This window comes from Promicromonospora sp. AC04 (assembly GCF_003058225.1).
In the GTDB taxonomy this organism is placed as follows: Bacteria; Actinomycetota; Actinomycetes; order Actinomycetales; family Cellulomonadaceae; genus Promicromonospora.
Genome location: NZ_QBUG01000007.1, coordinates 244990 through 270084, shown reverse-complemented (window position 1 = coordinate 270084; position 25095 = coordinate 244990). Strand labels below are relative to the sequence as shown.

Here is a 25095-nt window from a genome sequence, read left to right as displayed (position 1 = left end):
GCTCGGTGCCGAACCGCAACTTGCTCACGCTCCGGTGCGCCGAACCGAAATGACACGCCCGTGCCGATCAGCTATTCGGCGTGTCGTTTCGGTTCGGCGCCGGGGTTCGGTGTGGAGACTCATCGTTAACCTGCTGTTCGGCACCGATGGGACCCGGGAGCGCGAGACCCCTTGTGCTGTCCGGTACGTCGGGATAACGTATTCCCGGGATAACGATATCCCGCTCACGATGAAGTGACGAACCCGCGGTCAGAGGCCGCGTACGGCCGCGACGCCGCGGCCGTGGAGGGGAACGCGATGAGGCAAGGTATGTCCGGGCTGCGCACCAGAGCCGCCGCACTGATCAGCACGGCGGCCGTAGTCGTCGCGGGGCTGGTCCCCGCGCCCGCGATCGCCACGGCCACCGCCGCCGAGGCAGCGGCCTGCGAGGTCCAGCTGACCAGCACGGTCAGCGACGCGGGGTTCACCCACCCCGGCGTCGGCCTCACCGCACCGGTCCTGGAGAACGCCCGCGACCAGATCGCGGCCGGCGCCCAGCCGTGGACCGGCTACCTCGAAGGGATGCAGCGGTCGAGCGCGGCCGCGACCACCGTCACGTCGTCGAACCGCTCGGCCACCGACCCGACCAAGCCCGCCTCGGACGCGTTCAACAGCCAGGGCTTCAACTCCCGGTTCATCGCCGACGGGCTCAAGGCGTACACGCAGGCGATCCTGTACGTGCTGACGGGCCAGGAGGTCTACCGCAAGAACGCGCTGGACATCATCCGCATCTGGGAGCAGATGGACCCCGCGAAGTACCAGTACTTCACGGACTCGCACATCCACACGGGCATCCCGCTGAACCGGATGGTCACGGCGGCGGAGATCCTGCGCTACAGCTCGTGCGCGGACGAGCAGCACCCCTGGACGGACGCCGACACCCAGGCGTTCACCGCCAACCTGGTCATGCCGTCCATCGAGACCTTCCAGAGCTCCCCGGACCACTTCATGAACCAGCACAACTACCCGCTGCTGGGCTCGATGGCCGGCGCCATCTTCATGGACGACCGCGCGCTGTACAACGAGAAGGTCGAGTGGTTCACCGTGAACTCGACGGCGAAGGACCAGGGCTTCAACGGCTCGATCTCGCGGCTGTTCCGCTGGGTCGACCGCAACGACGCCACCGGCGAGCAGATCGACGACCCGCACGTCCAGCACGTGGAGATGGGCCGCGACCAGGCGCACGGCGGCGGCGACCTCACCAACGCGGTAATGCTCTCGCGCATGCTGCTGGCGCAGGGCACCACGGTGGACCCGGTGGCGGGCACCGTCTCGGACGCCCCGGACGCCGTCGGCCCGTACGAGTACCTGAACGACCGGATCCTCGCGGCGGCCGACTACTTCTGGCGGTTCATGCAGGGCTACGACACGGACTGGACCCCGGTCGCATACGCGATCTCGCCGGACGGCACGATCCGGGACACGTACAACCACATCTCGAACGCCTACCGCGGCCGGTACAACACGGCGAGCTTCTGGGAGCCGTACTACTACTACACGTACGCCCGCGGCGAGGACGTCGCGCAGATCGCGCCCTACTACGCCGAGGCCTACGCCAAGCGCCCGGGACCGCTCTGGTACTACGGCGGCACCCTCAACAATCCCTGGGACAACGTGGACGGCGGCGGCGACTTCTGGCTGTACGTCCCGGCCGAGGCGGCCGGCGAGAGCGTGCCCGCGCTCCCGGCCAGCGGCACCACCCTCGAGGTCGAGGACCGCTACACGCACCTGGCCGGCCAGGCCGAGACGGCGCGCGACGGCGAAACCGGGTACGTCCGGCTGGCCGCGACCTCCCAGGGGTCGAAGATCGCCTACCTGAGCGGGTCGACGTCGCGCACGCTGGCCGGGTTCCGCATCCGCACCACCGGTGAGGCGCGCATGCACCTGACCTCCGGGCTGGACGAGACGGTCGTCCTGCCGGACACCGGTGGCCAGTGGCGCTACGTCACCGTGCCGCGGTCCCTGGCCGACATCCTCTTCATCGAGGTCAAGGGCTCGGGCGCGACGGTGGACATCGACCACGTCGACACCGCGGCGGCCGACCACCTGACACCTCCGGTGTTCGACGGCGGCACGGGGAGGCGACTTGTCGTCGGCTACGCCGGCTCCGACCTGAGTGTGCCAGTCACCGCCACGGACACGGGCGGCGCCGGCACCGTCACCTACTCCGCGACGGGCCTGCCCGACGGCGCCGCGATCGACGCGGCCACCGGCACCCTGACCTGGCACCCCGCCGCCGCGGGCACCGCCGACGTGGTGGTCGTCGCCTCCGACGGCACGACCGTCGCGGCACTGCCGGTGCGCATCGAGGTGGCGGCCGATCGCGCCGGCGCCCTCGACCTGGCGACGGCGGGTCACGACGCGGACGAGACGTACGAGTCCGCCTCGCTGGCCGAGTACACCGCGGCCGTCGACGACGCCACCGCGCTCGCGGACGGCCCGGAAGCGGAGTACCTCGCCGCCCTGCAGGACGTCGTCGCCCGGACCGCCGCCCTGCGCCTCGTCTCGCCACGGGTGGCGGACGGGAGCCTGGACTACCCGGCGCGCGTGGTGACCTCGACCGCGGGGACGAACGCCGCCAAGCTGGTCGACGGCGACAACCAGACCGGCACCTCGTATGGCCAGGCCGTGAACCTGTCGCACACCTTCGACTTCGGGCCGGACTACCGGGTCTCGGCGACGAAGTTCGGGTTCCAGAGCAACATCTTCGCCGACCGGCTCGCGACCTCCGCGGTCTTCGGGTCCGACGACGGGCAGACCTGGACCCGGCTGACTCCAGGGGGCGCCGCCTACACGCAGGACTACAACACCCTGGACGTGGCACCCGACCTCCAGGAAGAGCGGTTCCGCTATCTCAAGGTGCAGCTCATGGACCCCCAGCCCGACGTGCTGTACGGGATCGTGCGGAACCTGTTCGAGCTGAGCGAGTTCCACGTCTTCGGCGACCGGCACGAGGCCGGCAACCAGGTCGAGTCGGTCTCGCTGAGCGCCGACTCCGCGGTGGCAGGCAAGATCGCCGTCGGCGACACCGCGACCGCGACGGTCGTGACCAGGCAGCCGATGCGCGCCGTCGACGTCACGATCCAGGGCGTGCGGGTCGCGGCCAGCAGCGAGGACGGCGTGACCTGGTCCGCGTCGGCCGAGCTGGCCGGCGTCGACACCGGATCCGTCACCGTGGCCGTCGACTGCACCGGCGCCGCAGGCCCCGCCGGCCCGACCCACTACGGGACCACGGACGGCTCGAAGCTGTTCGTGGCCGGCGACCGCGACCGGCAGGTGGACGTCGCGGCGCTGGCGACGGTGACCGCGTCCGACAAGCAGTGGCCCGGCACCGGACTGGGCGCCGACGAGGTGGGCTACCTCCTCTTCGACGGCGACCCCGCCACCTACGGCGACCTCAACACCTCGACGGGTTCGTACTACGTGATCGACCTGGGGGAGGGCGCGAGCGTCCGGCCGGAGGAGCTCCTCATGCTCCCGCGGTCCAGCCAGTTCGCCCGGCTCAACGGCACCTACGTCCAGGGATCGCAGGACGGGCAGGCATGGACCAACCTCACCAGCCGGGTGACCGGCGCCGCTCCGGGCACGTGGGTCGACGTCGTGCCTGAGGGTGCCGCGAGCGAGACGCACTACCGCTACCTGCGGATCATCAACGACACCGCGTGGAGCGGCAACGCCGCCGAGGTCGAGCTCTACGGCGACCTGGAGTACACGGACGCGTACATCGACGGCAAGGTGGTCTCCACCGAGGGGTCCACCCGGGCGAGCTCCTACCTGTACCTGGAGCGCGTCGCCGAGATCCGCGCCGCCATGACCGCCCCCGACGCCGACCGCATCGCGCTGCTCGGCGACCTGGTCGCCGCGGCCGACCTGCTCGTGCCACAAGCCACCCTCTACCCGAGGATCGAGGTCGGGCGCTCGCAGGTCGTCGCGTCCTCGGTCTCCTGGGACGGAAAGCTCGACGCCGCGGGCAACGGGTGGCAGGCGTTCGACGGCGACCCGGCCACCTCGCCGGACACCACGACCAGCGCCGGCTGGGTGCGGGCCGACCTCGGCCTGGGCGGGGCCACGACGCTCGGCGGCGTCCGGCTCCTCCCGCGGTCCGGCGGGACCAACTACACCCGCGTCAACGGTGCCCTCGTCCAGGGCTCGAACGACGGGTCGGCGTGGGACACCCTGGCGACCGTCTCGGGGGTGACGTCCGTGGCCTGGCACACCGTAGCCGTCACCTCGGACACGGCCTACCGGTACCTGCGGTTCTACACGCCGAGCGGCAACGCCAACGTCGCAGAGCTCCAGCTCTTCGAGCGCACCGTGGACCGCACCCTCCTGGAGCTGCTGGCCGAGCGGGGTGCGCAGACGGACTCCGACCTGTGGACCGAGACGTCCTTTGCGCCGCTGGCCGACGCCCTGGAGGAGGGCGCCGCCGTCCTCGACGACGCGGCCGCCACCCAGCAGGACGTCGACGCCGCCGCGGACGCCATCGACGTCGCGCTCACCGGCCTCGTCCCCCTGGACCGCTGGAGCGCGACGGCGACCTACGACACCGGCGACCGGGTGCGCTACGACGGGCGGGTCTTCGTCGCGCTGTGGTGGACGCGGGGCGACGTCCCCGGCGAGTCGGCGCGGGGCGCATGGGCCGAGCTCGGGCCCCGGGTAGCGTGCGACGCCGGCCCGGTCCGCGCCTGGACCCCCACCTGGGTCTACGCGGACGGGGACACCGTGGCCCACGACGGGCACCGCTGGGAGGCCAAGTGGTGGAGCCGCGACCAGGAGCCGGGTGACGACGGCCGGCGGAGCCCATGGCGGGACCTCGGGGGCTGCTGAGGCGCGCACGACCACACGCTGGAGCCGGCCTGCCCGGCCGGCTCCAGGGGCGGGTACGACAAGCTCGGGTTCGGGACGCTGGTGTACTGGTCAGCGGTCACCGGGGCTCCGACGCCAGCGAGACCAGCCGCTCCGCCTTGAGCTCGGTCTCGTGCCACTCCGCCGTCGGGTCGGAGCCCCAGGTGATGCCGGCGCCCGTGCCGAACCGCAGCACGCCGCCGGTCCCGTCGTCGGCCCACCAGAACGTGCGGATGCCGACGGCGAGGGAGGCCTCGCCGTCGGCCACCCAGCCGACGGCCCCGCAGTACGGGCCGCGCGGTACGGGCTCCAGCTCGCGGATGATCCGCAGCGCGCTCGACTTCGGGGCGCCCGAGACCGAACCCGGCGGGAACGTGCCGGCCAGCAGCCGGCGCCACAGCTCGCCGGAGCGGACGACGTCGTCGGACAGGGCGCCGCGCACGCGCGAGACCAGGTGCACCAGGCCGGGGTGCTCCTCGACCGCCAGCAGCGACGTGACCTCTACGGTGCCCGGGCGGCAGACGGTCTGCAGGTCGTTGCGCACCAGGTCGGTGATCATCACGTTCTCGGCGCGGTCCTTCTCGGTGAGCCCGTCGGGCGTGCGGGCGGTGCCCTTGATCGGGCCCGACTCCACCACCGGCCCGGCCGCGCCCGGCCCCACGGACAGGTACAGCTCGGGGGACGCGCTCACCACCCATACGGGGTCCAGCCCCGTCGTGGCGGGGACGTGGACGGCCGCCGCATGCGGCGCGGGATTGCCCGCGGCGAGCTTTGCTGCGAGCGCCCGGGCATCGGGCTCGGCGGGGGCACCAGGCCCGACGGCGCCGGCGGGACCGGCGAGAGGTGCCGACAGCACGCGGCAGATGTTGGCCTGGTAGACGTCGCCGTCGCGCACGTGGGCGCGTACCCGCTCTACCGCGGCCTCGTACGCGGCCTGGTCCATGGAGGAGGTCCATGCGTCGCTCGAGGGTCCGTGCCAGGTGGTGGCGGGCGATGCTCCGGCGTCGTGCACCTGGGCGAAGCGCCAGGCGCGTGCCTGGCCCCGTGGGCCGGTTCCGGGGCCCGTCCCGGAGCCGGCTTCGAAGTCGGCGACGACGAACCACGTGCCCGTGGCGAGCCGCTCGGGCTCGGCCAGGACGTCGATGCACTCGACCGCGTCGGTCGCGACGCGTCCGGCGAAGCTTGCCCAGCCGGTGTCTCCGGTCACGTCGGGCGGACCGACGGGAGCACCGGGGCGGGACGGAACCGGTGGGATCGTGCGGTTTGCGGGCTGATGTACCGGGCTGGGTGACACGGGACAACCGTACGGCGGCGCGTGCGATTGGACGGTTAGCCCCCCGTTCGATTAATGTTCAGAACGCGCCGGAACACCGGGGGAGAACCCCAGGATGCCCGGCTTTGCGGATGTAGCTCAGTGGTAGAGCATCACCTTGCCAAGGTGAGGGTCGCGGGTTCAAGTCCCGTCATCCGCTCGGAACGTCGCTCTCGTGATTCTTTTCGGCTAAGAGAGCACCCGAGCACGGTGGGTTGGCCGAGTGGCGAGGCAGCGGCCTGCAAAGCCGTATACACGGGTTCGAATCCCGTACCCACCTCGCAGCACGAAGGGCGATTGGCGCAGCGGTAGCGCGCTTCCCTGACACGGAAGAGGTCACTGGTTCGATCCCAGTATCGCCCACCAGCAAGGCATGACCCTCTGACCAGCGGAAACGCAGGGTCGGGGGGTCTTTTGTGCTCCGTGGCTGCCCCCCACCACCGGGTGGGCCGGCCACCACGCCCGCCGAACCGCAAGTTGATCTCCTCCAGGGCGCTGATCCGCAAGCTGCACGTCCAGGAGGGTGCTCATTGACGCGTTCCCATCGACTCGCCACCCGAGAGTCCATCTTCAGGTTGCGGTTCGGCGCCGGAACTTGGGTTTCGCGGACGAGGGCGAACCTGGAAGGCTCCTTCCCATGCGCTCGATGGACAGCCGAGACGTCGAACAGGCCGTGGCCGAGATGGTGCGGGTACTCACGCCGTACGAGTCGCGAGACTGGCAGGGTCCGGCTGGGTCGCTGGACTGGAGCTGCTGGACGACAGCGGCCCATGTCGCCCATGACCTTCTCGCCTATGCGGGACAGGTGGCGGCGAAGCCGGGGAGTGCCTACCTGCCGTTCGATCTCGTCATCCACGCCGACGCGCCGCCGCGTGACGTGCTCCAGGTGGTCATCGCCTCCGGAAGGCTACTGAGCAGTGCGCTGGCCGCTGCCGGACCCGACGCTCGCGCATGGCACTGGGGGGCGACCGACCCAGGAGGCTTTGCAGCGCTGGGAGTCAACGAGATCCTCGTGCACACGTATGACATCACGCAGGGTCTCGGGATCAGCTGGCTTCCCCCTGAGTCGCTCTGTGCTGCGGTGCTGGCCCGACTGTTCCCCGACGCTCCGGAAGGTGACCCGGTCCAAGTGCTCCTGTGGTCCACTGGGCGAGCGGAGCTCGAAGACCGACCTCATGTCACGTCATGGATCCCGAAGGCTGCTATCGATTGATGCAACACTGCATCTCTTGCGTGTGTGGCGCTGGATTTCTACAGACCGTCCAGTCGCCTGGTCACCGTGTCGAGCGTCGGCCAAGGAGGCCCCGCGCGCAGCAAGCGCAGGAACTCCGCTCCGAATCGCCTCCCGTTCGGGAACTGGTCGCCAAGCTCCCAGCGCCACGCGGCGACCATCGCGATCACGAGCCCCCGGCACTCGTCCAGCAACCCTTCGTCAACGCCTGGGTAGTGCTTGCTGACCGCCTCGGGAGCGTGGGCCAGATCGAACTCGACGGGTCCACTGCAGCACGTCTCGAGGTCGATGAACAACGGGCCGTTCTTCGTGCTGAGCAGATTGCCTGGATGCGGCTCACCGTGGAGCAGCTGCTCCACGGCGCCGCGGTCCTCGATCGCTCGTCGCAGGCTCGCCAGCCGGTCGCCGAGGAGCACGCGGTCCGTGTCGGCGAGCTTCGGCGAGCGATCCGGGTCGGCGACAACTGCTTGCGCCTCCGTGATCCGGTCCGTGAACCTCGGGCTCGGCACATCGACCTCTCGCATGCCGGCGTGCAGCCGCTCCAGCGCCCTGGCGAAGTCGGCCGGTGAGGTGTGCGGTGTCGCAGGCTCGTAGTAGGTCCACAGCGTGATTGCGAAGCCATCGCGCGTGTACACACGCGGGTCCACCCGAGGCTCCAGCAGACCTACCGGGGATCCGACCTCGGTGAGCCGCTGAGAAAGCTCGACCTCGAACTCTGCGACCTCTTCTCCCACAGGGGCGACCCGGGCAAGGACGTTGCAGGGCGTCACCCGCAGCGCCAGCTTGTTCGAGTTGTGCAGGACGATCGCGTCGTCGGCCGGCAGGTCGAGCGATGCGGCGACCGACGTCGCGGCCGCGATCGCACGCGTGACGTCGGTCATCTCCACCCTCGAATCCTGGTAGGAGAGCGAGGGCGATGCCAACTATTTCTGGGGCAGGCCCGTCGGCATCGGAGCCGATCCTGCCTGGTGCGGTGAGCGCTGCTGTCGCGCACGCGTGCGGACCGGGTTAAATTTGGCGGGAAGTGATACCAAGTATCTTGGTGATTGCGCGCAGCCGACCGTGAAGTGCTTGATGCTCATCACCAGGATGACGCGGTCTGCGCCGTCCGCCGGCACTTGCCGGTCGGAGTTGGCGTACCGCATGCCCAGATCACGTAGAGCTCGCCGGTGAGATCGGGGATCACCTCGGCCGGCTTCCCGCGGACCTCGAGTTACTTCAATCTCGCTGTTGAGGATCGTGAGGCTCATCGTCGGGTCGTGCTGCAGATCGCGGCACCTGGCGCAACGCGTGATGGGTCGCACCCACACCCCTGAACATGGCCCGTCGTGGACAGCGCGACACGTGGCCAGGGCGGCATCCGCCCCGGTGGGCAGAACTCGCCGCTACCTGGCCTCTAGCCTGAGAGGTCGCTATGAAGCTACGTCACACCGCATCTTGCCGCACCGCTGCGAGGGTGGTTTGCCTGACCGTTCTTGCCGCGCTGATCGGTCTCATGGCGCCGGTCACGGCCGGACCCGCTGACGCGACGGAGTCCGACGAGCCGACCGACGCCGAGCTGGCCGAGGTGGCCGACGCCGTCGAGGAGACCGACGTCGAGGGCGTCGCCTGGTACACCGACGAGGCCAACAACGAGGTGGTCGTGACCGCCGACTCCACGGTCTCCGTCGGCGAGCAGTACATGGTCCGCAGGGCCGCCGGCGTCGAGCAGGACGCACTGACGATCAAACGGGTGAGCGGAGTCTTCGGACCCCTACGAGCCGTGTACCCAGGTGCTGCCATCTACGGGCGAGGTGTGCGCTGCACCATGGGCTTCAACGTCCGCAAAGGCTCGAACTACTACCTCCTCACCGCTGGGCACTGCGGCAAGCTGGTGCCCTACTGGCATGCGAGATCGTCGACCGGCAAGCTGATCGGGCGGACCGTCGTCGCCGCGTACCCGACCAGGGACTACGCGCTCGTGAAGTACGACCGCCGGTGGTTGAGCCGGCCTGGCGGCTACAGCTGGGCGAAGCCCCGCGTCGGGCAGGCGGTCACCCGGGACGGGTCCACGACCGGTTCGCACTCCGGCCGGATCACAGCGGTCAGCGTCACTGTCCGGTACGTGGGCGGGTACACGGTGCGGGGGTTGATCCAGACCGACATCTGCGGTGAGTCCGGCGACTCCGGCGGCCCGCTCTACCGAGGCTCCAAGGCCTTCGGGATCACGTCCGGCGGAGTCGGCGACTGCCCCGGAAGGGGCATCACCTTCTACCAGCCTGTCGGGATCGTGCTCAAGGCCCACGGGCTTCGCATCTACTGACAGGCCCCACCTCCGAGCTGCGAGGGCGGTGCCGCGGATGATTACCGCGGCGCCGCCCTCGTCGCGCCGCCCGCGCCGCGCTGCCCGGACGACACGAGCTGGGCGTCGACGACTGACGAGTGCGTGCGCCGCGTAGGATCGCCAGCGAGATGACTGTGCGCAGGGATGACGGTGAGAGTGTGGCCGACGGGGTCGGCGCCGTGGTGACGAGCGGCCGCTTCGAGAGCATCGAGGCCGCCCACCTGGTGCTGGAGCCCGTCATGCGCGCCGTCGCGTCCGCGGTCGGCGACCACTGCGAGGTTGTGCTGCACGACCTCAGCCAGCGCGACCTGAACCACACGATCTACGCGATCATCAACGGGCACGTCACCGGACGGAAGGTCGGCGGGCCGTCCACGAATCTCGGCCTCGAGGCAGTGCGCGACGAGGACGCGGAGCACAACGAGTTCGGCTATGCGGGTCGCACGGCGGACGGGCGTGAGCTGCACTGCTCATCGGTCTACTACCGCGACGCGTCGGGGCGGATCATCGCCGCGCTGTGCATCAACATCGACCTGACGCAGCTACAGACGGCGCAGAACATCCTCGGCGCGCTGCTGCCGTCGGCGGTGCCGGAGAAGCGCGACCGCGAGCTCCACACGCACGACATCGCGAGCCTGCTCGACACCATGATCGCCGACGCCGTCTCGGCGGTGGGCCGTCCGGTGGCGGTGATGGACAAGTCCGACCGGATCGCCGTGCTGCGCACCCTCGATGGTCTTGGCGCCTTTCACGTCAAGCGCTCGGTCGAGACGGTGGCGAAGCGCCTGGGGATCTCGAAGGTCACCGCCTACGCCTACCTGGACCAGCTGCGGTCGGACCGGGGCTGACCCAGCTCGCACCACGACCCGCCCTGCGCCGTCCTTCGTCGACGCGCCGGAACACCAGGTTTTACCTGAACGAAACGTCTGGGCCGTAGACGTTGTGTTCAGGAGGTGGCCAGACTACTCAGGGTCCGGAGCGGGGACGGCAGCGTGGCCGGACCCGGTCAGATGCCGGACCGCTGATCTGACTACCCGGAGGTCCTCGTGGCTGAGACGGCTACAGCGCCGCTGAGCGGCACGCAGAAGCGCACTATCGCCGGTGGTGCGATCGGCACGCTCATGGAGTACTACGACTACTACCTGTACGGCCTGGCGTCGGCCGCGATCTTCCCGGCGGTGTTCTTCACCGGCGAGGACCCGATCGTCGCGCAGCTGTCGTCGTTCGCGACTTTCGCGGTCGGCTTCTTCCTCCGGCCGGTCGGCGGCCTGGTGTTCGGGCACATCGGCGACCGCGTCGGTCGTAAGACGACGCTGATGATCACGGTCGTCGGCATGGGCATCGCCACCGCAGGCATCGGCCTGATCCCGCCGGAGGCGTCGATCGGCATCGCCGCCCCGCTGCTGCTGATCTTCTTCCGCATGTGCCAGGGCTTCTTCGTCGGCGGTGAGATGGGCGGCGCGGCGACGATGGTCGTCGAGCACGCCCCGGTCGGCAAGCGCGGTATGTACGGCGCGTTCCTCATCAGCGGCGCGGGCATCGCGAACGTCGCGTCCGCCGGTCTGATGGCCGGCCTGGGCCTCGGCCCGGAGTCCTGGTTCATGACCGGGGGCTGGCGCATCCCGTTCGTGCTCGGCCTCGTCCTCGCCATCATCGCGATCGTGCTGCGCAGCAAGCTCGAGGAGTCGGAGGAGTTCAAGGAGACCAAGCAGGCTCAGGCGGACGCCGGTGTGAAGAGCAACCCGATCAAGGAAGTGTTCCGGCACCCGAAGAACGCGATCATGGGCATCCTCATCGGCCTTCCGCAGAGCATCGCCGGGTACGTCGTCCTCACGTTCGGCATCGCCTACATGGTCAACCAGAACGACATCCCCGCCTGGCAGGGTTTCGCCGGGACCATGATCGTCGGCATCCTGCAGGTCTTCGTGGCCCCCGCGTACGGCGCGCTGTCCGACCGGATCGGCCGCCGGAAGGTGTACATCGCGGGCTGCATCGGCTTCGCGGTGCTGGTCTGGCCGACGTTCCTGCTGTTCGACACGAGCAACCTGGTCCTGATCTGGGCCGGCATGATCCTCGGCTTCGTGATCCCCGGCGTGGCGATGCAGGCGACGCTGCAGACCATGCTCGCCGAGATGTTCGACCCGGAGGCCCGCACCACGGGTGTGAACATCGGGTACCAGATCTCCAACACCCTCGGCGGCGGCCTCGCGCCCTTCATCTGCACCGCGCTGGTCGCGGTGGTCGGCGGACAGATCTGGCCCGTGGTCGTGTACTGCGCGGTGATCTGCGTGATCGGTGCGATCGCGACCGCCACCGCGAACATCAGTACCGACGGGTCGCGCCTGCACGAGCTGAAGCTCGCGCCGGTCGCGACGGGAGGCGACCTCCGGCTGTAGTGCTAGCCCGGCGTCCCGTCGCGCTCTCTCCTTCGGGCGAGGCTCTGGGCCTGCCCGTCGTGAATGTCGCTGACCCACTCCCAGCCGGGCTTGGCCGACGGGCCGATCCGCGGGTCGTCGGGCGCGCGTCCGTCACGCAGAGCGTGCACGTACGCGCGGTCCAGCTCGATCCGTGCGCGTACCCGGTCGGCTCCGTCAGCGGCGGAGCCGTGACCGGGTACGAGCACGTCGACGTCGTCCGCCACGCTCTCGAGCAGCCGTAGCCCGACGAGGTACTCCTCGACCGGGTCGTTGGTGCCGCCGAAGTCGTCGAGCATCGGGACGAAGACGTCGGACAGCATGTCGCCGGCGGCGAGAACGCAGCTTTCCTCGACGAACAGCGCCGCATGGCCCGGGGAGTGCGCCGGATGCTCGATGATCCGGACGTCCGGGCCGTCCCAGGGAATCCGCGTGGTTCCGGCGGGTAGGCCGGTGATGAGGCCGAACAGGTCCAGCGGTACCTCGTCGGCGATCTCGGGCGGCAACATCTCCGCGACGCGGGCCTTCCAGCCCGCGTTCGACCGCAGGTCTCGCATGATGGCCGCGCAGCGGGCCGTGCCGTAACGAGGCGCCTCGCCGAGCTCGGCGTGCCAGAGCACGTGATCCCAGTCAGGATGCGTCGAGAAGCCTGCCACGACGGGCCGGCCCAGCTCGCGAAGGTCGTTCGCGAGGCAGGCCATCTCGGAGCCTTGTATCCCGGCGTCGATGAGCAGCACACCGGCCCGGCCTTGCACGACAACAGTGTTGTTCTGGAGCAGCGGGCTCTGGTGGATCAGCACACCCTCCGCGACCTGCGTCAGCATGGGGTTCCTTCCGCTCGTGGTTCGTAGCCGCGCACCGGGGTTCTTCGCCGTTCCGGCGCTCAGCCGACGGCTCCGGGCGGCCCGTCGAGCACCGTGGGGAGGTACTCGAGCAGCTGGAGGCGGCCGTCGAACGTGCGGCTCTCGACCAGGTCGAGGGCGACGTCCGGATACTCGTCGAAGATGCGTTCCCTCCCGGTGGCGCCTGTGATGACCGGGAAGACGACCACCCGGAACCGGTCCACCAGGCCGGCGCGCAGCAGCGACCGGCAGAGGCTGAGGCTGCCGATGGTGCGCAGGGGGCGCGGGGAGCTCTGCTTGAGGTCCCGGACGAACTCGACGGCGTCGCCGTCGACCAGCTCGGTGTTGGCCCACGAGAGCGGGGCCCTCAGGGTGGAGGAGAACACCACCTTGGGCATGGCGGCCATGGGGTCATCGGATGTGTCCGCGGCGAACCCGGACATGACGCGGTACGTCGTCGCGCCCATGAGCGTGGTGTGCTGGTTCTCGCCGTCCTCGCCGAGGAAGGCCAGGTACTCGGGCCCTTCCAAGCCCCAGAAGCCGGGCCAGCCGTCCGCCGCCGCGTAGCCGTCGAGCGAGATGATGAAGTCCACCATCAGGTTTGCCATCGGTCTCTCCTCGGGTTCGGGGTTCTGCCGTGCCAATGGGGACCGGACGCGATGCGGAAACTCATCGGCCGGGCGGGGCCGTCGTCGTGTGGCCCGCCCGGGCCGAGAGCCGGTGGAGGCTACTGCGTCGTGTAGTGCTCGATGCTCATCACCAGGATCACGCGATCGGCGCTGTCCTTCGGTGCCTGCTGGTCGGGGTTGCCGTACCGCTTGCCCAGGTGGACGTAGAACTCGCCGGTCGGGTCCGGGACCACCTCGATCAGCTTCCCGCGGACCTCGATGTAGTTGAAGGCGTTGTCGCCGTTGAGGATCGCGAGGCTCATCGACGGGTTGTGCTGCAGGTTGCGGTACTTGGCGCGGTACGTGGTGTGCGTGAAGCGCAGCGTCTCGCCGTCGAAGTCGAACCACATCGGGTTCACCTGGACCGTGTCGTCCGGGCGGATCGTGCCGAGGAACGCGTAGTTCGGCTCCTCGAGGAGGTGGATGAGGTGGGCGGGGATGATGTCGGTCGCACTCATACCGCAGAACATAACCCGGCTGGCTCGATGATGAATATGGGATGAAAGTAGGCATATCGAAGGTGCTTTCACCCGTTGGTGTGCGAACGGTGCTGGGTGAAACGACTTGAACCGCGCCGACTTCGTTTCCAGACGGTTACTTCTGATTCGAGGTCTTGTGGGGTGAATTGGGGAAGGGCAATACTCTCCGCCAGCGAGACGGCAGGCGACGGCGACCCGTCCTTGCCGAGCAGGGCCTGCCGCCAGCAGGCCCCTCACTCCTGGAGGATGCAATGAGGTTCATTCGCACCACGCTCCGCCCCATCTCCGCCAAGCGGACCCGTCTGATCGCACTCGTGGCGGGACTCGGGCTCGCGACGTCCGTACTGGCCGGGCCGACGGCGTCGGCCGCCCCCGACAAGCCGACCGTCGCCGAGCTCGCCGCGGTGCACGCCGCCGTCGGCAAGTCGGACGTCGAAGGCGTCGCCTGGTACACGGACTCCGCCACCGGCAAGGTGGTCGTCACCGCGGACTCCACCGTCACCGCGGCCGAGCTGAACAAGGTCCGCAAGGCGGCCGGCGCCGACGCGGACGACCTCACCATCAAGCGCGCCGCTGGCGTCTTCAAGCCGCTGCTGGGGTCCGGCGATGCCATCTACGGCTCGGGGTACCGCTGCTCGCTCGGCTTTAACGTCCAAAGCGGTGGCACGTACTACTTCATCACTGCTGGGCACTGCGGCGACGTCGCCCCCACCTGGTACACCAACTCGGCGCAGTCCACCCTGATCGGCCCCACTGTGGGCTCCAGCTTCCCGGGCAACGACTACGCGCTCGTCCGGTACGACAACACCTCGCTGAGCCACCCCGGCGGCTACACCGCCGGCAACGCCTACGTGGGCCAGAGCGTGACCCGGGACGGCTCGACCACCGGCGTGCACTCCGGCACCGTCACGGCGCTCAACGTCACTGTCCGCTACCAGGGCAGCGGCACCGTGCGCGGCATGATCCAGACCAACGTCTGCGCCGAGCCGGGCGACTCCGGCGGCGCGCTCTACAGCGGGTCGATCGCCCTCGGCATCACCTCCGGCGGCAGCGGCAACTGCTCCTCCGGCGGCACCACGTTCTTCCAGCCCGTCACCGAGGCGCTCAGCGCGTACGGCGTGTCCATCTACTGACGGGGCACCGTCTCCGTCCGCTGGCGGAGACCCGCCTCTGACCTGCGCGGGCGGTGTCGCCAGACGTTTCCGGCGGCACCGCCCGCGCTCTGCTCGGGGCCCATTCGGGGCCCACTCGGGGGGTGCTCGGGGCTTGCGGGGGTTCTGCGCAGGGCCGCGGGGCGCGTCGCAGGTGGCACGGCCATTTCGATTGGACCGGCACGCCGTTTGTGAACTACTCTTCCGGAGCGTCACCACGGGGGCCCGAAGGGGTTCACGATGGTTGCAACGCGGATGTAGCTCAGTGGTAGAGCATCACCTTGCCAAGGTGAGGGTCGCGGGTTCAAGTCCCGTCATCCGCTCGAACCCGCTTTGGTGGGGAGCACGGTGGGTTGGCCGAGAGGCGAGGCAGCGGCCTGCAAAGCCGTACACACGGGTTCGAATCCCGTACCCACCTCGGGCGATTGGCGCAGCGGTAGCGCGCTTCCCTGACACGGAAGAGGTCACTGGTTCGATCCCAGTATCGCCCACCAGCAAGACAAGGCCCTCTGGCCAGCGGAAACGCAGGCCAGAGGGCCTCTTGCATGTCTGGTGCTGGTGGACTGGTGTGGACATGAGGAGCCCGTTTGGGACTCCTGCGGTCCCACAGCGGTCCCACAGGCCGGTGTTCGCAGAACACCTGACTGTGGGAGGTAGTGCCATGACAGAGAAGCGCGGTTTCGGGATGGTCGAGCGTCGCAAGAACGCTCGGACCGGCAAGACGACGGGGTTCCGTGCCCGGTACGTCGGGCCGGACACAGTGAAGCACTCGCTGACGTTCAGCGCGAAGGTCGACGCCGAGGCGTGGTTGTCCCGGGAAGAGGGTCTGATCGCTCGCGGTGAGTGGACGCCCCCGGGATGGCGAACCGCTGCCGTGTCGATCACGGTGGACAAGTACGCGGAGCAGAACCTCGCCCTGCGGCACCTGTCGCCGCGCAGCCGGGAGGAGTACGACCGCTACCGGGAACGCTTCATCACGGACAAGCCAATCGGTGCGGCCGGGCTGCGGTCGGTGACCTCGATGGAGGTCATGGCGTGGCTGACCGACGTTCGCGGCTCCACGGGCCCGACGATGGCAGCCCGCGTGTATGGGTTCCTGTCGTTGATCTTCAATGCCGCTGTGCGGGATGGTCTGCTGGACCGCAGCCCGTGCACTGTGCGCGGTGCGTCGAACGCGCCGCGCGTATCGGCGAAGGCTGTGGCGTCGCCGGCGGAGGTCGCTGCCCTGCTGGAGCACCTGCCTCAGCGGTACCGGGCGATGGTGCTGGTCGCGGCCTGGAGTGGGCTGCGGTCCGGCGAACTGCGGAACCTGCGGCGTCGGGACGTGGACGTGGCCCACGGGACGGTGAGCGTGCACAGCCAGGTCCAGAATCTTCGCGGGCGGGGCAAGGTGGTGCGCGACGTGAAGACCGCCGCTGCGCGCCGTGTGGTGGCTCTGCCGCCTGCGGTGGCCTCCGCCCTCCAGGAACAGCTCGACGACGGCGCGCAGCCCGGCCCCGACGGGCTCGTGTTCCCCTCGACGGTGGGGACGCCGATCTCGCAGTCGACGTTCTGGGAGGCGTGGAACAAGGCGCGCAAGGCGATCGGCCGGCCGGATCTGCGGTTGCACGACCTGCGCACGACGGCGGCCACGCTCGCTGCTGGTACCGGTGCGACCATCGCTGAACTCATGGCCCGGTTGGGCCACACGACGCCGAACGCCGCGATGCGGTACCAGACGGTGGTCCAGGGCGCCGACGCGCGCATCGCCGGGGCGTTGGACGGGCTCGTGGTGCTGCCCGCGCCGGGCGGCACCAGCTCCGGGTCTGACGGCGAGAAGCGTGCGGTCCCACGCCCGGCACGCGGAAGTGCGGCATGAACTGCAACAACGTCTGACGGAGCTGGGCGGCGGTCCCACAGTGGACCGCCGCCCGATCCCGCTGTGCCGCACAGTCAGTAGAGCGCGACTTCCCAACTCTCAAGCTCAGGCTCGCCCGGCGGCAGGCTCCCAGTGCAGTACTGGTAGAGCCATACCGCTGCTCGCCGCTCGGCGTACTTCTCGTTCACCGGCTCGCCTTCGTCGTCGAGTTCTAGGACGTTGGCGAAGATCGCGAACAGGGTCTCCATCTGGCTCGGGGAGTCGCGCAGGTCGTCCCAATAGTCGATCCCATCGAGGAGCGGATGCCCAACCGACCCGCGAGCAACCCAACCGGCGAAACGCCGCAGCGCGCCTGATGCCCCGTGGGTCAGCTTCGCGCTCACAACGGCGACTCTAGACGCTCCAATATATCGGTCGACGCGACACGCTAGTTCCGCCCTGCGGCACGGCCCCTGGCGTTGGGGACCGGCACGGCAAAGGACTCATGCATCTCGTCGAGGTCGACACGGATCAAGCGCCCGATCCGATAACCGGTCACGGTGCCGTCCGCGATCCGCCGCCGGATCGTCTTGACGGACACGCAGAACGTCTCCGCCGCCACCGAGAGCGGCACGAGACGACGGCCACCGCCCAGGCGGCCAGCGGCTTGGATGTTGCACCGAGGTGACGTGTCCATAGCGGTTCACCTGGCTGGCGCCGGAGCGTTTGTGCAGGTCGTATGGTCGTGCCAATTTGGCCGAACCATAATCGTCCCGTTTGTCCTCTCGGCCGTGCTCACCAGTGGGAAGGTTGTCGTCTGCGAGGACGCGCAGGTCACGTGGTGGTGGCAATTTGCCACCACCACGCGTGTCCGGGTCGTGCCGCATGCACGAGTGCTTGTCGGCTCCATGCGCACCACTCTGCATCGGGCATGTACTCCGCGACGTACCACTCGATGTCCCCCAACGGGCCGTTTCGAGTCCCGATGAGGTGGGGGACATAGGGTTGAGCAGGGAAATCGCATGTCCCCCAACTCGCGCATACTCAAGCCCCCGGACGGCACGCCTCCTATGCCACTCCGTCCATCGCCGTCACCAACCTGACGGGACGGTCGCGTGCCGGCGTCCGTGGCTCGGCCGGGGCTGCGGGGGCATGCGTTCATATGTCGATGATGACGATCGAGCGCACGCTTTGCGCACACCACCGGGCCGCACACCGGTGGTGTGCGGGGGCGTCTCCGCAGGTCAAGATCCGCACACCAACTCGCGAGTGGACCCGGTGCTGATTTCCGTTCTGGCGGGGCCGCGCACCCTGGTGTGCGGCCCCGCCAGAACGGAAGCCCTCGCACGTCCAGGCGACTCTTGTCCGTGGTCGTGGGTGGGTGCTGGCAGATAGCGTGTGGGCGTGGCACAGCGCGATGTGGAACCGATTGGTGCTCGGGTCAGGTATTGGCGCCAGCGCCGGATGTTGTCGCGCCCGCAGCTGGCATCGCTGACTGATCGGTCGGTGAGCTGGCTGGAGAAGGTGGAGGCCGGCGAGCGGCCCTTGCACAACCTGGACGTGATCGAGCGTCTCGCGACCGCGCTGAGCATCGAACCGAGGCTGCTGATCGACGGGGGCGCGTCCCGCTCGGCAGAGCTGCGGGTCGATGTGGCCGAGATCGCGGGAGTTCACGACGCGCTGGCCTGGTACTCGGTGACCGAGCCCGACCGGCATCGGTCTCTCGACGAGGTCACGCCGCTGTTGAACCGCCTTGGAGCCGCGTGGCTGGAATCGGAGTTCGTCACGGTGGGGCGCTACCTACCCGGCCTGCTCGTGGCGGTCCAGCAACTACCCACTGACGGACCTGACTCCGTGGCCGTCGCTCGTGCTCAGGTGCGGGCATATCGACTCGCCTGCTCGATGCTGCTCAAGTACCGCCGGAACGAGCTGGCGTGGCTGGCAGCGGACCGCGCGATGGCAGTCGGGGAACGATCGGACGACGACGTCGCACTCGCCCGTGCGACCCGATCCGTAGCGCGGGCGTTGTCGCACTGCGGACAGAGCCGGCGTTCGATCGCTACCGCTGTTGCCATGGCCGATCGGCTGGCCCCGCTGACCTCCGTCGAGGACGAGGCGTTGCCTCTACGAGGCATGCTTATGCTCGCGGCACAGATCACCGCGGCGAACCTGGGCGACGCCGACACAGCACGGGAACTGCACGTGGCCGCCGCCAGCCTGGCGCGGGGCGTGAGCGAGAACGAACGGCACGAGACTCAGTTCGGACCGACGAACGTCGCCTTCCACCGGGTCGCCGCGCTGGTCCGGTTGCGGGAACCAGCTGACGCTCTCGCCGTCGGGCGCACAGTCTCGCCGCATGCGGTGACCGCCATGCCCACAGAACGACGAGCGGCCTACTTCCTGGACCTCGCTGAGGCACTGCTGTCCACCGGTCGCCCGTCGGCCGCCCTGGGTCGTCTGCTGGAGGCCGACTCCGCGGCACCTCAGGAAGTGCGAGGCCGCCCGGAGCCCGCCGATCTCGTGCGCCGACTCTTGTCCACCCGCGAGTGCGGACGTGACGAGCGTCTGCGCGCTCTGGCGGACGAGGCGGGGATCGCCGCATGACCGGCGTGCTGTTCGTGGTGGTGACCGCCGCCGGTCCCACATCGCGTGTCGCCACGGCACTGCTGCCCGCCGCGATGGATCGAGGTTGGGATGTGTACTGCCTGGCGACGCAGCAAGCGGTCGCGGTGTACCCGGAGGCGATCCGCGCGATCGAGGAGACGCTTGGACGTCCGGTGCGGATCGACTTCCACACCACGGTCGGGTACTCGCTGCCTGACCCTGACGCCGTCATCGTCGCTCCGGCGACCTACAACACGATCAACAAGTGGGCCGCAGGCATCGCGGACACGTACGTGCTTACGCGCCTGGCCGAGCAGACCGGCCGGGCCATCCCCATCGCCGTCGCGCCCTACGTCAACACCAACTTCGCCGCTAACCCCGTCTACCGGCGCAGCCTCGATGCTCTCCAGGAGGCTGGCATCGACGTGGTCAACGGGCCGCTCGAACCTCATGCCCCGGGGGGCGGGGACGCTCCGCTGGATGTCTTCCCCTGGGAGCCTCTGCTGGATTCCGTCGCGGCGAAGCGGGGATCGTGATCAGTGACATCCTGTGACACCACACGTGGTGTGTGGTGCCGTTGGCGTCCGCTGGTGACCCGGCGAGTCTGTGTCCATGCCGCCATTCGCCAAGCAGGACATTGAAGCTCGGGCCGCGAGTCGTGACGTGTCGCTACGGTCCGACACGTCGGACCGATCAGCCCAGGCGATAACCGACCACGCACGAACGCTGGTCGCGCTCGACATCGACGGCACGCTGGTGGACAGCGGCGGTCGGATCCCATCCGGGACGGTCGAGGCTCTGGATCTGGCCCGCGCTGCCGGGCACAAGATCGTGCTGGCCTCGGGCAGATCTCTGGCGGGGCTGCTGCCGATCGCGACGCGGCTGGGCCTCACGACCGAGTGGGCCGTGTGTTCGAACGGTGCCGTGACGGTTCGCCTGGACCCGGCTGCACCTTCGGGATACGACGTCGTCGAGGCCCGGACCTTCGATCCCGCATCGGTGATCCGTCGCGCCCTGGATGTGGCTCCAGGCGTGCGGGCGGCGGTCGAAGATGTCGGGCGGGGGTGGCGTACCAGCGGCGGGTTCGAGCCGAGCGAGCTGAACGGGCAGCAGAAGATCGTGCCGATGGACAGCCTGATGGTCCAGCCGTCGACCCGTATCGCGTTCACTGCACCCGGGATCCGTCGGTACACAGACACGCTTCGCGCTACCGGTGCCACGGTCACACCGCAGGGGGCGAACTGGCTCGACGTCACCGCACCGGGCGTGAACAAGGCCGTCGCTCTCGAAGCAGTGCGTGTTCACCTGAAGGTGCTCGCTGAGCGGACGGTGGCGGTCGGCGACGGCGTGAACGATCTGGACATGCTGGCCTGGGCGGAACGGTCGGTGGCGATGGGACAGGCCCCTGCGATTGTGCGCAGCACCGCGGATCAGACCACCGGCACGATCGAACAGGCCGGGGCCATACCTGTTCTGACTTCCCTGGTCCCGGTTGTGGGCGATGAACTGTCGCCGCTGGCCGCGCAGCTTGCGACCGCTGAGCGGACCGCGCCCGGTCCGGTGGTCCTCCGGGTCTGGCACGGGACCGGCCCGTACCTCGCCCGGTGTGAAGCCGGGACGGTCCAGGACGGTCAGTGGGTTGGGCACGGGCCGATCGCGTCCGGAGTCGGGACCACCATGCGCGCGATCGAAACCGCCGCGCTGGAGGCCGAACTGCCGTATCCCCGTGGGATCGAGGGCCGACGCCGTGCGCAGTGGCGCAGCGTCACCGGCGGGGGCCCCGCCGGTTTCGAACTGCCCCTGAGCGGCCTGTAGCTGCTCGCCAACGATCTTGCGGCTGGGCAGCCCCAGACCCCGCATACCCGCCCAGCCGCAAGCCCGCTCCGGCGGGTAGAAACCAAGGGGCCACCATCCCTCCCGAGGGATGGTGGCCCCTTGGGCTGGTTGGGGGGACCCAGCCTCGCGTCGCCCCGGCACCGGCAGGACCGAGCCAGCCAGCACCCGTGCGCCGACGCACCACCGCGCGACGCACAGCACGTGACTGACGACGCGGCGACGCGACTGACACGGTTGCGTGGTGCAGTCGAGCGGATGGGCAGCGGGTCCCGCGGACCGCTCTGGTAAGGGCGACACACCTAATGCACAAGCTGTGAGTGGACGGCGATTCAAGTCTGAGTGACCGTCCGGCCCTGACCGGAGGGTGGGGGACACGGGGACACGATGACGCCCAACGCGAACGGTGGATGCTGAGGTGCGGCATGCAAGTTCACCCGACCTTTATCGGACGGTCGGGAGAGCGACATGCTATCGATGGGCCCATGATGAACGGAGCATCCGCAGTGCAGACAGAGCCGGTCGAGAACCAGTTGCAGCGACCCTTGGGCAGTTCGTTCGACCCAGTGCTGACGCTGGCAAGCATTTTGGACGCAACGCCCGGCTCCCATGCTGTGCTTCTCGGTGCGGGCGTCTCGATTTCGGCCAAGGTGCCGTCTGCGTGGGGCGTGCAGGAAGAACTCATTCGTAGAGTGGCGCGGGCTGAAGGGGTCATGGATGAGATCTCCGAGCCTCACGAGTGGTACCAGAATCAACACGGCGTCGAGGCAACCTATGAATCCCTCCTGGAGACGCTCGCGCCGACACAGCACGCTCGACAGGCGTTGCTGCGGGAGTTTTTCGAGCCAGAGACGTTGAACGCGGACCACGAGGCACCGCAGCCGAGCGGGGCCCACAAGGCGCTAGCCCGCCTTGCAAAGTCGAACCAGTTGCGAGTGTTCCTGACGCTGAACTTCGATCACTTGATGGAGAAGGCACTCCGTGACGAAGGGATTGAGCCCGTCGTCGCTCGCTCCGTCGAGGACCTGTCCGGCCTGGCGCCACTGCACACCCTGCGGGCCGTTGTCGTCCACCTGCACGGTGACTACTTGACCCCGACCGCGATGCGAAACACGACCACTGAGCTTGCTGTTTACGACGACGGACTGCGGGCGTTCCTCAAGAACGTTCTCAACGACTACGCCCTGTTGGCCGTCGGCTGGTCGGCCGAGTACGACGTTGCCCTGCGAGCCGTTCTTGACGCTGATCTCCTGGAGCGCTATCCGTCGTACTGGTTCGACCTCGCTGAGCTCAAGCAGAAGGCAACCGACCTGGCGAACCGGCGACGGTTTGTACAGGTGAGGGGCCCCGCGGACGAGACAGTCGGTCGACTCGCAGACGCGGTCGACGCGATCGCAGACCGACAAGCTCGCCATCCCCTGAGCGTGACCGAGGCAGTGGCCGCCACGAAGCGCGATCTCGGCAAACGACAGGTTGCCATCAGTACGCACGACCGACTCCGAACTGAGCTGACGCGCCTGCAGGAGAACCCGGACCTTTCCCGGCCGATCAACGAGTTGGAGTCCGTACCTCTCGGCCAAATCGTCGACCGACTCACCGAAGCGGCACTTGTCCCCGCCGCTCTTGTGGCTTCGGCCGCATACTGGGGCGACGATTCGACCGATCATTGGTGGTTCGACGACCTGCGCCGCCTTTCCCTCGACCGGAGCGATGGTGGCAGCGACCAGCTGTTGAAGCTCCCTCGATTGTGCGGAACGCTCTTGTTCCAGGCCGCACTCGTTGCCTCGGTGGCTGCAAGGCGCTTCGAACTCTCCCTGCAGTTGCTTCGCGCAAGCTCAGAACGCGAGACACCTGACGGCGCGACGTTGGGACACCAACTCCTGGCGGCTCGCGGCTTCGCCGGGAGGAACACCCCGTCAGCAGAGGCGCTTGAGGTGCTGAAACCTATATTTGTCGAGCACCTCGCATTCGGAGCCCGCGCCTACGAGGAAGCCTGGGAGCTGGCAGATATCCTCGCGATGGTCAACGACCTATTGACTATTCCCGAGATAGCCAGCCTGCGCAGCAGTCTAGAATCCAAGCGGCGAGATCTCGCGAACGCGCGCGGTGACATGATGCACGCCAATGAGGGGCCAGCACGCACACACGCAGCTCAGAACGTCCGTGAAGTGGAGGAGGATGAAGGGCTCGCACTCAGTGCGATTGCTGACCGTGTCAACCCGGTCGGCGTCCATGTGCGGTCCCGCCAGCCGATCGACAAGCCCGTAGCGGCACCGACTGTAGAACGACTGCTCTCCGACGTGCGCCGCGCGCCCAATCAACATCCTCTGGTAGTTGCGGGCATCGGCAACGCCGACAATCTGGGCGCAGCGCTGGAGGCCGTGTCTCTAGCTGTTGGGCGGTTGGGATGCCAACGCGCAGAGCAATCGATGTTGGCACAACACGGGCGAGGTAATACCATCCCGATTTCCAGATTGCCCCGATACATTTGGGTCGACACGGCTGAGAAGCCCAAGTTCTGACCGATTGAGCGTATCGTGACGCACCGAGTCGCATAGTGGAGCGCTCGCGGCGCTCGATCAAGCCCGCGGACAGTTCTGTCTGCTGGTTGAGGCCCTGGAACTGGGGCCGTCGATCTTTTCCTGGGTATAGAAGTCCTGATCCCGAGTGTCCGAGCGGGGTATGCCTGGCCCGGACTCCAAGAGCCCTAAATGTAGGGCTTCCACTGGTCGAGCACGCTCTCGAAGCCGTTGTAGGCCGCGAACAGTGTGCCGAGCGTCTGGATGCACTCGTCGGAATCCGCAGGGACCGAGTCCTCCCCGCACACTCCAGTGAGATCCACGCTGCTGATCTCGTCGAGCGCGCTCAGCGTCTCGTCGTAGGTGCTCCGCATGTCGTTCGGCGGTGCCAGCTCACGTAGGTCCCGTGCCGCATTGCCGGTGGAAAGGACGATTGTCTGCTCTCGCAGATAGCACGAGAAGGCATTTGCCTGAACCGCTGCGTCATCCGACGGAACGACCCAGAGCATCCTGCACTCGCCCGCGCCGTCGATCGTCTCGCGCCAGTCGGTCTCGTTGCCGGCGATGATCGATGCCAACTGCTCCGGCGTTGCCGTCTCGGGCTGTGCAGGAGAGGTAGCTGTTTTCGCCGAACTGGTCACAACTGGGCTGGCTGGCTCCCCACCGCCGGAGCACCCGCTAAGTGCCATAACGATGAGGGTAGTTCTGGCGATGAGCGTTCGTATGCGCACCTGAACCTCCTGTGTTCACGGATGTATCCGCGCAGCCCATCCGCCTCGGACCGCTCGGCCGTTCGGCGCATGTTTGATGCTATTTGCTGCATGGGTGCCCCTCCGCAGAGACGGCGGGTGAAGATGTAGATTCACCCATTGCGTGCGTGATCGGCACAGGGACGGCCCCAGAAATCTTGACAGCACGGACGACGTGCTGCAGGGCTGGGGCTGGTGGGGGTGCCTCAGCCCAAGTGCAGCAGTCCCATCCCGACGGCGAGCTTGCGG

The 25095-nt window shown here is 68.5% G+C and carries 19 protein-coding genes and 6 tRNA genes; 17 read left to right on the top strand and 8 right to left on the bottom strand.

Going from position 1 to position 25095, the window contains the following annotated elements; genetic code table 11:
* The first annotated feature begins 297 nt into the window (after positions 1 to 297).
* Positions 298 to 4866 carry a discoidin domain-containing protein gene (locus tag C8K30_RS19505; protein WP_146197533.1) on the top strand — a complete coding sequence of 1523 codons (4569 nt, stop codon included), beginning with the start codon at positions 298 to 300 and terminating at the stop codon, positions 4864 to 4866.
* Between the two features lie 97 nt (positions 4867 to 4963).
* Here C8K30_RS19505 and C8K30_RS19500 read toward each other — a convergent pair whose 3' ends face one another.
* On the bottom strand, positions 4964 to 6091 hold the full coding sequence (locus C8K30_RS19500; protein WP_108494565.1) for a chorismate-binding protein: 1128 nt from the start codon (positions 6089 to 6091) through the stop codon (positions 4964 to 4966).
* A 193-nt stretch (positions 6092 to 6284) separates the two neighbouring features.
* Between C8K30_RS19500 and C8K30_RS19495 the strand changes: the two genes are divergently transcribed.
* From C8K30_RS19495 to C8K30_RS19480, 4 genes are all read left to right on the top strand, one after another.
* Positions 6285 to 6356, top strand: a tRNA-Gly gene (locus C8K30_RS19495).
* Positions 6357 to 6405: 49 nt separating this feature from the next.
* Positions 6406 to 6476, top strand: a tRNA-Cys gene (locus C8K30_RS19490).
* An 11-nt stretch (positions 6477 to 6487) separates the two neighbouring features.
* A tRNA-Val gene (locus C8K30_RS19485) sits at positions 6488 to 6562 on the top strand.
* Positions 6563 to 6833: 271 nt separating this feature from the next.
* Positions 6834 to 7409, top strand: coding sequence for a maleylpyruvate isomerase N-terminal domain-containing protein (locus C8K30_RS19480; RefSeq protein WP_199230580.1), 576 nt, complete (start codon positions 6834 to 6836; stop codon positions 7407 to 7409).
* A 38-nt stretch (positions 7410 to 7447) separates the two neighbouring features.
* Here the strand turns inward: C8K30_RS19480 and C8K30_RS19475 are convergent, their stop codons facing one another.
* Entirely contained in the window at positions 7448 to 8308 is an 861-nt protein-coding gene (locus tag C8K30_RS19475; RefSeq protein WP_108494692.1) for an aminoglycoside phosphotransferase family protein, read from the bottom strand.
* Between the two features lie 614 nt (positions 8309 to 8922).
* Here C8K30_RS19475 and C8K30_RS19470 point away from each other — a divergent pair.
* From C8K30_RS19470 to C8K30_RS19460, 3 genes are all read left to right on the top strand, one after another.
* Entirely contained in the window at positions 8923 to 9729 is an 807-nt protein-coding gene (locus C8K30_RS19470; protein ID WP_233257286.1) for a S1 family peptidase, read from the top strand.
* A 149-nt stretch (positions 9730 to 9878) separates the two neighbouring features.
* The gene (locus C8K30_RS19465; RefSeq protein ID WP_108494563.1) at positions 9879 to 10598 is read left to right on the top strand and encodes a transcriptional regulator; all 720 of its coding nucleotides are present in this window, start codon (positions 9879 to 9881) and stop codon (positions 10596 to 10598) included.
* A 198-nt stretch (positions 10599 to 10796) separates the two neighbouring features.
* On the top strand, positions 10797 to 12146 hold the full coding sequence (locus C8K30_RS19460; RefSeq protein WP_108494562.1) for an MFS transporter: 1350 nt from the start codon (positions 10797 to 10799) through the stop codon (positions 12144 to 12146).
* A 2-nt stretch (positions 12147 to 12148) separates the two neighbouring features.
* Here the strand turns inward: C8K30_RS19460 and C8K30_RS19455 are convergent, their stop codons facing one another.
* From C8K30_RS19455 to C8K30_RS19445, 3 genes are all read right to left on the bottom strand, one after another.
* A complete protein-coding gene (locus C8K30_RS19455) occupies positions 12149 to 12988 on the bottom strand; it encodes an MBL fold metallo-hydrolase (RefSeq protein ID WP_108494561.1) in 840 nt (279 codons plus the stop codon).
* A 59-nt stretch (positions 12989 to 13047) separates the two neighbouring features.
* Positions 13048 to 13614: a dihydrofolate reductase family protein gene (locus C8K30_RS19450; RefSeq protein ID WP_108494560.1), complete on the bottom strand. Its 567-nt coding sequence runs from the start codon at positions 13612 to 13614 to the stop codon at positions 13048 to 13050.
* Positions 13615 to 13733: 119 nt separating this feature from the next.
* Positions 13734 to 14132, bottom strand: coding sequence for a PPOX class F420-dependent oxidoreductase (locus C8K30_RS19445; protein ID WP_233257285.1), 399 nt, complete (start codon positions 14130 to 14132; stop codon positions 13734 to 13736).
* A 272-nt stretch (positions 14133 to 14404) separates the two neighbouring features.
* Between C8K30_RS19445 and C8K30_RS19440 the strand changes: the two genes are divergently transcribed.
* The 5 genes from C8K30_RS19440 (at position 14405) to C8K30_RS19420 (ending at position 17162) form a co-directional block, all read left to right on the top strand.
* On the top strand, positions 14405 to 15286 hold the full coding sequence (locus C8K30_RS19440) for a S1 family peptidase (protein WP_108494558.1): 882 nt from the start codon (positions 14405 to 14407) through the stop codon (positions 15284 to 15286).
* Positions 15287 to 15555: 269 nt separating this feature from the next.
* Positions 15556 to 15627, top strand: a tRNA-Gly gene (locus C8K30_RS19435).
* Between the two features lie 24 nt (positions 15628 to 15651).
* Positions 15652 to 15722, top strand: a tRNA-Cys gene (locus C8K30_RS19430).
* 1 nt (position 15723) lies between these two features.
* Positions 15724 to 15798 (top strand) — tRNA-Val (locus C8K30_RS19425).
* Between the two features lie 167 nt (positions 15799 to 15965).
* The gene (locus tag C8K30_RS19420) at positions 15966 to 17162 is read left to right on the top strand and encodes a site-specific integrase (RefSeq protein WP_158281063.1); all 1197 of its coding nucleotides are present in this window, start codon (positions 15966 to 15968) and stop codon (positions 17160 to 17162) included.
* Positions 17163 to 17236: 74 nt separating this feature from the next.
* Here the strand turns inward: C8K30_RS19420 and C8K30_RS19415 are convergent, their stop codons facing one another.
* Entirely contained in the window at positions 17237 to 17545 is a 309-nt protein-coding gene (locus C8K30_RS19415; RefSeq protein WP_108494556.1) for a hypothetical protein, read from the bottom strand.
* Positions 17546 to 17589: 44 nt separating this feature from the next.
* Complete coding sequence (locus C8K30_RS19410) at positions 17590 to 17838, bottom strand: hypothetical protein (protein WP_199230578.1); 249 nt, start codon at positions 17836 to 17838, stop codon at positions 17590 to 17592.
* Positions 17839 to 18539: 701 nt separating this feature from the next.
* On the opposite strand from C8K30_RS19410, the gene C8K30_RS19405 reads away from it, so the two are divergent.
* The 4 genes from C8K30_RS19405 (at position 18540) to C8K30_RS19390 (ending at position 24100) form a co-directional block, all read left to right on the top strand.
* Entirely contained in the window at positions 18540 to 19745 is a 1206-nt protein-coding gene (locus C8K30_RS19405; RefSeq protein WP_158281062.1) for a helix-turn-helix transcriptional regulator, read from the top strand.
* A complete protein-coding gene (locus tag C8K30_RS19400) occupies positions 19742 to 20281 on the top strand; it encodes a flavoprotein (RefSeq protein WP_108494553.1) in 540 nt (179 codons plus the stop codon). The genes C8K30_RS19405 and C8K30_RS19400 overlap by 4 nt, the downstream gene beginning before the upstream one ends.
* Positions 20282 to 20357: 76 nt before the next feature.
* Positions 20358 to 21560 carry an HAD family hydrolase gene (locus C8K30_RS19395; protein ID WP_108494552.1) on the top strand — a complete coding sequence of 401 codons (1203 nt, stop codon included), beginning with the start codon at positions 20358 to 20360 and terminating at the stop codon, positions 21558 to 21560.
* Between the two features lie 503 nt (positions 21561 to 22063).
* Complete coding sequence (locus C8K30_RS19390) at positions 22064 to 24100, top strand: SIR2 family protein (protein WP_158281061.1); 2037 nt, start codon at positions 22064 to 22066, stop codon at positions 24098 to 24100.
* A 185-nt stretch (positions 24101 to 24285) separates the two neighbouring features.
* Here the strand turns inward: C8K30_RS19390 and C8K30_RS19385 are convergent, their stop codons facing one another.
* Positions 24286 to 24738 carry a hypothetical protein gene (locus C8K30_RS19385; RefSeq protein ID WP_146197529.1) on the bottom strand — a complete coding sequence of 151 codons (453 nt, stop codon included), beginning with the start codon at positions 24736 to 24738 and terminating at the stop codon, positions 24286 to 24288.
* Between the last annotated feature and the right edge of the window lie 357 nt (positions 24739 to 25095).